This is a genomic window from Nitratifractor sp., assembly GCF_015487065.1.
In the GTDB taxonomy this organism is placed as follows: domain Bacteria; phylum Campylobacterota; class Campylobacteria; order Campylobacterales; family Sulfurovaceae; genus Nitratifractor.
In genome coordinates this window covers 1-2,179 of the sequence record NZ_WFQN01000054.1, presented here as the reverse complement: position 1 = coordinate 2,179, position 2,179 = coordinate 1, and the positions used below count along the sequence as shown (strand labels likewise).

3 protein-coding genes are annotated in these 2,179 nt (G+C 57.6%); all 3 read left to right on the top strand.

What is annotated here, in order from left to right; genetic code table 11:
- Positions 1 to 556 (top strand): NCS2 family permease (locus F8I07_RS02915; RefSeq protein WP_292655529.1); only part of this gene is annotated, 556 nt, incomplete at its 5' end.
- Between the two features lie 13 nt (positions 557 to 569).
- A complete protein-coding gene (locus F8I07_RS02910; protein ID WP_292655527.1) occupies positions 570 to 1,016 on the top strand; it encodes a phosphoribosyltransferase in 447 nt (148 codons plus the stop codon).
- A 135-nt stretch (positions 1,017 to 1,151) separates the two neighbouring features.
- Positions 1,152 to 2,168, top strand: a complete 1,017-nt coding sequence (locus F8I07_RS02905) for an amino acid ABC transporter substrate-binding protein (protein WP_292655525.1) — start codon at positions 1,152 to 1,154, stop codon at positions 2,166 to 2,168.
- Positions 2,169 to 2,179 lie beyond the last annotated feature (11 nt).

Sequence of the window (2,179 nt, the reverse complement as noted above, 5' to 3'; positions counted from 1 at the left end):
GGTCACCGATATGTTCGATACCCTGGGGACCCTGACAGCCGTAGGGGCCCGAGCCGGGCTCTTCCAGGAGGGAGATGACACCGACCGTTCCCTGGAGAAAACCCTCGAGGCCGATGCCGTAGCCACCGTCACCGGTTCGCTGCTGGGAGTCTCCACGACCACCAGCTTCATCGAATCGGCCAGCGGGGTCGAAGCGGGAGGACGGACCGGACTGACAGCGATCTTTACCGCCGCGTTCTTCATCCTCACACTCTTCATGCTGCCGATTTTCAAGGCGATCCCGGGACCCGCCATCTATCCCGTCCTGGTTATCGTGGGGATCCTCATGTTCACCGAACTGGGCAAAATGGATTTCGGCAGTATGGATCTGGCGACCGCCAGCGCCGCCTTCTTCACGGTGCTCCTGATGCCGCTGACCTACTCCATCACCAACGGGCTGGCCGCCGGATTCGTCGCCTTTACCCTGCTCAAGATCGTCCAGGGGAAATTTTCCGAACTCAATATCGGGATCTACCTGATCACCGCCATCAGCCTGATTGTCTTCGTCCTGCACTGAGAAGCGATACGTGATGGACAAATACTATTACGGCTACGAAGAGTTCCTGCAGGATATCCGGAGCCTCCACAAACAGATCCGGGAGTATCAGCCCGACACCCTCCTGGCAATCGCCCGGGGCGGACTGACCATGGGGCATTTTCTGGCCAATGCCATGGATACCCGACGACTCTTTGCTCTCAACTCCATCCACTATGAAGGCAACCGCAAGCTTGATACGCTGGAGATCTTCAATATCCCCGACCTCTCCGATGCCAAAAAGGTTCTGCTCCTGGACGATATCGCCGACAGCGGTGAAACGCTGCTGGCGGTCCTCCACCGGCTCGAAGAGCTCTACCCGGAGGTGGAGTTCAAGGTTGCCACCCTCTTCTACAAACCCGACTCTCTCATCCAGCCCGATTTCATGATCAAAGAGGCCCCGGCCTGGATCGACTTTTTCTGGGAGATCGATCCGCTTTAGATCCCTCTCACCTCCCGATTGATTTCTTTTTTCCCCTTCAAAATAAAAAATGCCCAAATTATCATCATTTATTAGCTTTCTTTAATCCAAATCATTCTAAACTTGGGAGTCAACCCATCAATCAAAGGAGAAAGTATGATGAAAAGACTGCTCAAGCTCTCGGCGGTTGCCGCCCTGGCTACTGCGACCCTCGCCACGGCGGGAACCCTCGATGACGTCAAGAAGGCCGGCGTCCTCAAATGCGGTGTCAACACCGGACTGCCCGGTTTCAGCGAAGCCGATTCCAAGGGAACCTGGCGCGGACTCGATGTGGACTACTGTCGGGCCCTGGCAGCCGTCGTCCTGGGCGACGCTTCCAAGGTCAAGTTCGTCCCCCTCAACGCCAAGGAGCGCTTCACCGCGCTGCAGAGCGGCGAGATCGACGTCCTCTCCCGGAACACTACCGACACCGAGACCCGGGACACTGCGCTGGGGATCAACTTCACCGGCGTCATGTACTACGACGGACAGGGCTTCATGGTCCCCAAATCCCTGGGAGTCAAAAGCGCCAAAGAACTGGACGGTGCCACCGTCTGTATTCAGGCCGGTACCACGACCGAACTGAACCTGGCCGACTATTTCCGTGCCAACGGCATGAAGTTCAAGGCGATCACCTTCGATACCAACGATCAGGTGACCAAGGCTTTCGAAGCGGGACGCTGTGATGTCCTCACTACGGACGCTTCCGGCCTCTATGCCACCCGGACCAAGCTCAAGGACCCCGCCAAGTACGTGGTCCTGCCCGAGATCATCTCCAAAGAGCCCCTGGCTCCCGCCGTCCGGCACGGTGACGATCAGTGGTTCGATATCGCCAAGTGGACCCGCAACGCTCTGCTGACCGCCGAGGAAAAAGGTCTCACCATGGCCAACGTCGACGACGCCAAAGCCAAGAGCACCGATCCCGAGGTCAAGCGTCTGCTGAGTGTCGAAGGCGAGATGTGCAAGAACGTCGGCCTGGAGAAAGGCTGCTTCTACAACGCCATCAAACAGGTGGGCAACTACGGCGAGATCTTCGAGCGCAATGTCGGCGTCAAGACACCTCTGAAGATCCAGCGCGGCCTCAACGCTCTCTGGACCAAAGGCGGACTGCAGTACTCTCCTCCGTTCAGATAATCCAAGTGGAG